At 66.2% G+C, this 4904-nt stretch carries 5 protein-coding genes; 3 read left to right on the top strand and 2 right to left on the bottom strand.

The features are described from left to right. A partial coding sequence (xseA, locus tag ACLHHB_RS15365) for an exodeoxyribonuclease VII large subunit (RefSeq protein ID WP_410219157.1) occupies positions 1-1459 on the bottom strand: 1459 nt, incomplete at its 3' end. A 62-nt stretch (positions 1460-1521) separates the two neighbouring features. On the opposite strand from xseA, the gene purD reads away from it, so the two are divergent. Continuing rightward, positions 1522-2778, top strand: coding sequence for a phosphoribosylamine--glycine ligase (purD, locus tag ACLHHB_RS15360; RefSeq protein ID WP_410219156.1), 1257 nt, complete (start codon positions 1522-1524; stop codon positions 2776-2778). A gap of 78 nt (positions 2779-2856) precedes the next feature. Here purD and ACLHHB_RS15355 read toward each other — a convergent pair whose 3' ends face one another. Then, positions 2857-3876: a ribose-phosphate pyrophosphokinase gene (locus tag ACLHHB_RS15355; RefSeq protein WP_410219155.1), complete on the bottom strand. Its 1020-nt coding sequence runs from the start codon at positions 3874-3876 to the stop codon at positions 2857-2859. Between the two features lie 83 nt (positions 3877-3959). Here ACLHHB_RS15355 and ACLHHB_RS15350 point away from each other — a divergent pair, with 83 nt between their 5' ends. Together ACLHHB_RS15350 and ACLHHB_RS15345 are read left to right on the top strand one after the other, a co-directional pair. Further along, positions 3960-4559 carry a 2-hydroxychromene-2-carboxylate isomerase gene (locus tag ACLHHB_RS15350; protein WP_410219154.1) on the top strand — a complete coding sequence of 200 codons (600 nt, stop codon included), beginning with the start codon at positions 3960-3962 and terminating at the stop codon, positions 4557-4559. Further along, a partial coding sequence (locus tag ACLHHB_RS15345) for an alpha/beta fold hydrolase (RefSeq protein ID WP_410219153.1) occupies positions 4556-4904 on the top strand: 349 nt, incomplete at its 3' end. The genes ACLHHB_RS15350 and ACLHHB_RS15345, both read left to right, overlap by 4 nt.

Raw genomic sequence — 4904 nt, 5'->3', positions numbered from 1 at the left:
CAGCGGCATCGGCGGCCTTGGTCAGCAGCCCGTCTGGACCATGAACCACCGCAAAGCCGCGCTTCAGCGTTTCGGTGTAACCAAGCGTTTGCCGCACCCGGTCCAGGCGCGCCAAGGCTTCGGACCGCTGTGTCTGGCCGCGCCGCAGCGCCGCCTCCATGCGACGACCAAGGTCATTCAAGCGGCGCCCTTGTTGCAGGATGGTCTGGCTGGCCGTCGAGGACACGCGCCGCAGCGAACTGTCCAGCCGTTCCTGCAGATGGGTCAGGCGGTCCCTTGGCCGCTCCAGCCGGCGCAACCGGGCCACGTCCAGGCGGTGGAGCGTGCGGTCAAGCCCGTGGCGCTTGGCCTGCATGAACTGGCGCAGCGTGGCCGCCGGGATCGGACGCGAGGCCAGCTGGTGCCTGCGCGTCCGGACCAGTTGCTTCAACGCGGGCTCCAGCCGTCCGCCTTGCAGGTCCAACCGCTGCCGTGGCCCCTCGGTCAACGCGGCCGGCCGGCCCATCGCCCGGGCCAGATCGCGCAAGCGCTGGCGGGGGCGCTGGATCGCCTGCGTATTGCAGCGCGCCATCCGAGCCCCCGTTTCTGCCAGCCGGGCCGCCAGCTCGGCCCGCACCGGCACCGCCATCTCGGCCGCGGCGGTCGGCGTGGGTGCGCGACGATCCGAGGCAAAGTCGATCAGCGTGGTATCCGTCTCGTGCCCCACGGCCGAGATCAGAGGGATGCGGCTGGCTGCCGCGGCGCGGACGACAGTCTCCTCGTTGAAACCCCACAGATCCTCCAGGCTGCCCCCGCCGCGCGCGACGATGATCAGGTCCGGCCGCGGGATCGGCCCGCTGTCGGGCAGCGCGTTGAACCCGTCGATGGCGGCGGCCACCTGAGGCGCGCAACCCTCGCCCTGAACGGCCACGGGCCAGATCACCACGCGCGTCGGAAAGCGGTCGCGCAACCGGTGCAGGATGTCGCGGATCACCGCGCCCGAGGGCGAGGTGACGACCCCGATCACGCGCGGCAGGAATGGCAAGGCACGCTTGCGCCCGGCGTCGAACAAACCTTCTTCGGCCAGGGCCTTGCGGCGTTTTTCCAGCATTGCCATCAAGGCCCCCGCACCCGCGGGTTCGACCTGATCCACGATCATCTGGTATTTGGATTGGCCCGGAAAGGTCGTCAGGCGGCCAGTGGCGATGACCTCCATCCCTTCCTCGGGGCGCTGGATCAGGCGCGCGGCCTGACCCTTCCACGTCACCGCCGCCAGAACGGAACGATCGTCCTTGAGGTCGAAGTACAGATGCCCCGATGATGGGCGGGAAACGCGCCCTACTTCGGCCCGGACACGGACGCGGCCGAACTGATCCTCGATGCTGCGCTTGACCGCCCCCGACAGTTCGGACACGGTGAATTCATGGGCATTGCTGCCCGGCACAGCCTCGTCCGAGGGGTCGTCGTCGATCAGATCCATGCGGCTTGTTCCCTTTCACGCCCCAGACTAGAACGCCCGCAGGTCAAGCGAAAGGGCGGCAGATGAATATCCTGATTTTGGGCGGCGGCGGGCGCGAACATGCGCTGGCATGGGCGATCCGGCAGAACCCGAAATGCGATCGGCTGATCGTGGCACCGGGCAATGCGGGCATCGCGGGTGTCGCCGAATGCGCCGCGCTGGATATCCTGTCGCGGGCCGAAGTTCTGGAATTCGCGCAGGAAAATGCCATCGACTTTGTCGTGATCGGCCCAGAGGCTCCGCTGGCCGCGGGCGTATCGGACGCGTTGCGCAATGCAGGCTTCCTGGTCTTCGGGCCGTCGCAGGCCGCCGCTCAGCTTGAGGCCTCCAAGACCTTCACCAAGGAGGTCTGCGACGCCTGCGCGGCGCCCACCGCTGCCTGGGCACGCTTTGCCGATGCCGCTTCCGCTCGTGACCATGTTTCTGCCCAGGGCGCCCCCATCGTGATCAAGGCCGACGGACTGGCTGCCGGCAAGGGCGTGACCGTCGCGGAAACCGTCGAACAGGCCCATGCCGCCATCGACGCCATCTTCGACGGCGAATTCGGCAACATGTCGGTCGTCATCGAGGAATTCATGGCAGGCGAGGAAGCCAGCTTCTTCATCCTCAGCGACGGGACCGACTGCCTGCCGATCGGCACGGCACAGGATCACAAGCGCGTGGGCGATGGCGATACCGGCCCCAACACCGGGGGCATGGGCGCCTATAGCCCCGCCCCGGTCCTGACGCAGGCGCTGCAGGACCAGGTGATGGAGCGCATCGTGCGTCCGACGGTTGCCGAAATGTCGCGACGCGGCACCCCTTTTCAGGGAGTCCTTTATGCCGGCCTGATGATCGAGAACGGTCAGGCGCGGCTGGTCGAGTACAACGTGCGTTTTGGCGATCCCGAGTGCCAGGCGCTCATGATGCGCCTTGGCGCGCAGGCCCTGGACCTGCTGCTGGCCTGCGCCGAGGAACGGTTGGCCGAGGCAGCCGTGACATGGGCGGACGACCACGCCCTGACCGTCGTCATGGCGGCACAAGGCTATCCCGGGGATTACCGAAAAGGCAGCAGGATCAATGGTCTGGATGCGCTTCCTGAAAGCAGTTTCGAGATGACCTTTCATGCCGGGACGGCGCGACAGGACGGCGCGACTGTCGCCAGGGGCGGACGCGTCCTGGGTTGCACCGGACGCGGCGTCACCCTGGCCGAGGCGCATCAAAGGGCCTATGCCCTGGTCGATGCCATCGATTGGTCCGAGGGCTTCTGCCGGCGCGACATCGGCTGGCGCGCCCTTTGATCGCAAGGCCGGCGGGTCCCAAAGTCCGCCGGTCTCTTGATCTTCAGTGATGCGACTGCTGCCTCACTGGATGCACTCTCAGGTCGGGGAATAAAGCCCTTCGTAGATCGGCAGCAGCGTGTCCGTTTCGAACAGGCTGGACACCGAGGTGCCGTTCCAGATGTTCAGGATGGCCTGCGTGAACATGGGCGCCGTCGGCACGATGCGGATATTGGTCGCCGCTTTTACGGCTTCGGTCGGCTGTATGGAGTCGGTGATGACCAGCGATTTCATTACGGACTTTTCCACCCGCTCGACCGCCGGGCCGGACAGGACGCCATGGGTGATATAGGCATGCACCTCGGTCGCGCCGTTGTCGGTCAGAACCTGGGCCGCCTTGCACAGCGTTCCGGCAGTGTCGCAGATGTCGTCGACGATGATGCAGGCCTTGCCTGACACGTCACCGATGACGGTCATCTCGGCCACCTCGCCCGCCTTTTCACGGCGCTTGTCCACGATGGACAGCGGCGCCCCGATCCGGGTTGCCAGTTCGCGTGCACGCGCCACGCCGCCCACGTCCGGCGACACGACCATCAGGTCGTTCATCCGGCCCTTGAAGTGGTGCTGCACATCCAGCGCAAAGACGGGCGCGGCATAAAGGTTGTCCACCGGCACGTCGAAGAAGCCCTGGATCTGGGCTGCGTGGAGGTCCAGCGTCAGGACGCGGTCGATGCCGGCCTCGGTCAGCAGGTTCGCGACCAGCTTGGCGCTGATCGGCGTGCGGGCCTTGGCGCGGCGGTCCTGGCGGGCATAGCCGAAATAGGGAATCACGGCCGTGATGCGCGAAGCCGAGGACCGGCGCAGCGCGTCGGTGATGACCAGCAGTTCCATCAGGTTGTCATTGGCAGGATTGGAGGTCGGCTGGATGATGTACATGTCCTCGCCGCGGACATTTTCATAAACCTCGACGAAGATCTCCTGGTCGTTGAAACGTTCGACTCGCGCGTCCAGCAGGTTGACGCTCATGCCGCGGTGCATGGACATGCGCCGCGCGATGGACTGGGCCAGAGGGCGATTGGAGTTTCCGGAGATCAGCTTGGGTTCGGTCATGACGGGCATGGATCGGGCCTTTGGCGGGTTGGGCAGATTGCGGTTGCCTTAGCACCCGGCTAGCCTGCGGGCAAACCAAGAAGGACACGGCCATGGCACATGTGGATTATTATCTGGGAACGATCAGCCCCTGGTCCTATCTGGCAGGCAACCGGCTGGAAGAGATCGCATCGCGGCATGGCGCGACCATCACCTACAAGCCGCTGGACCTGCTGCAGCTGTTCGACCGCACCGGCGGCGTGCGCCCTGCCCAACGGCACCCCAGCCGGATGGAATACCGCAACCAGGAACTGCCGCGTTGGGCGGACCATCTGGGCATGCGCCTGAACCTCAGGCCCGCGCACTGGCCGGTCAACATGGCCCCGTCCTCCTATGCGGTCATCGCCGCGCAAGAGGCAGGCGGAGGTGACCTGGCGGGGTTGGTGCAGGCATTTCTGCGTGCGGTCTGGGCCGAGGATCGGGACATCAGCGATGACGGCGTGATCCGGGACCTCCTTGCCGCACACGGGTTCGATTCGTCATTGGCCGACAAGGGCCTGTTCATCGGTGCCGAAACCTATGGCCGCAACTTGGAACAAGCGGTCGAGGCCGGGGTCTTTGGCGCGCCCTTTTATGTCGTGCGGGAAACGGGTGAGCGCTTCTGGGGCCAGGACAGGCTGGATTTCCTTGACCGGCATCTGGCCTCCCTGTGAGCGCCGTCCATCTGCGCCACTGGCCCGGCGACACCGATCGCCCAGCCCTGGCTTTGCACTGCATGCTGGGCAGCGGGTCCTATTGGGGACCGATCGCCAAGGCCTTGAACGGTTCGGTCGATCTGCGCGGCTTTGACATGCCCGGGCATGGCCGGAGCGACGACTGGCGGCCCGAGGAAGGGGGCCCCGACTTTCACACCGCGGCAACCCGCATCGCCGCCAGTTTCATCCAACGGCCGCTGGACCTGATCGGTCACAGCTTTGGAGCGACGATTGCACTGCGCATCGCCGTGGCCGCACCCGAAGCCGTGCGCAGCCTGACCCTGATCGAGCCGGTGCTGTTTG

Source organism: Paracoccus sp. (in: a-proteobacteria) (genome assembly GCF_046462195.1).
Lineage (GTDB): Bacteria > Pseudomonadota > Alphaproteobacteria > Rhodobacterales > Rhodobacteraceae > Paracoccus.
This window is presented reverse-complemented; position numbering and strand designations above follow the sequence as displayed.

Excerpts from the sequence above, each read along its gene's own strand:
- ACLHHB_RS15355 (WP_410219155.1), bottom strand. The coding sequence starts at position 3,876 with ATGCCCGTCATGACCGAACCCAAGCTGATCTCCGGAAACTCCAATCGC.
- ACLHHB_RS15350 (WP_410219154.1), top strand. The coding sequence starts at position 3,960 with ATGGCACATGTGGATTATTATCTGGGAACGATCAGCCCCTGGTCCTAT.
- purD (WP_410219156.1), top strand. The coding sequence starts at position 1,522 with ATGAATATCCTGATTTTGGGCGGCGGCGGGCGCGAACATGCGCTGGCA.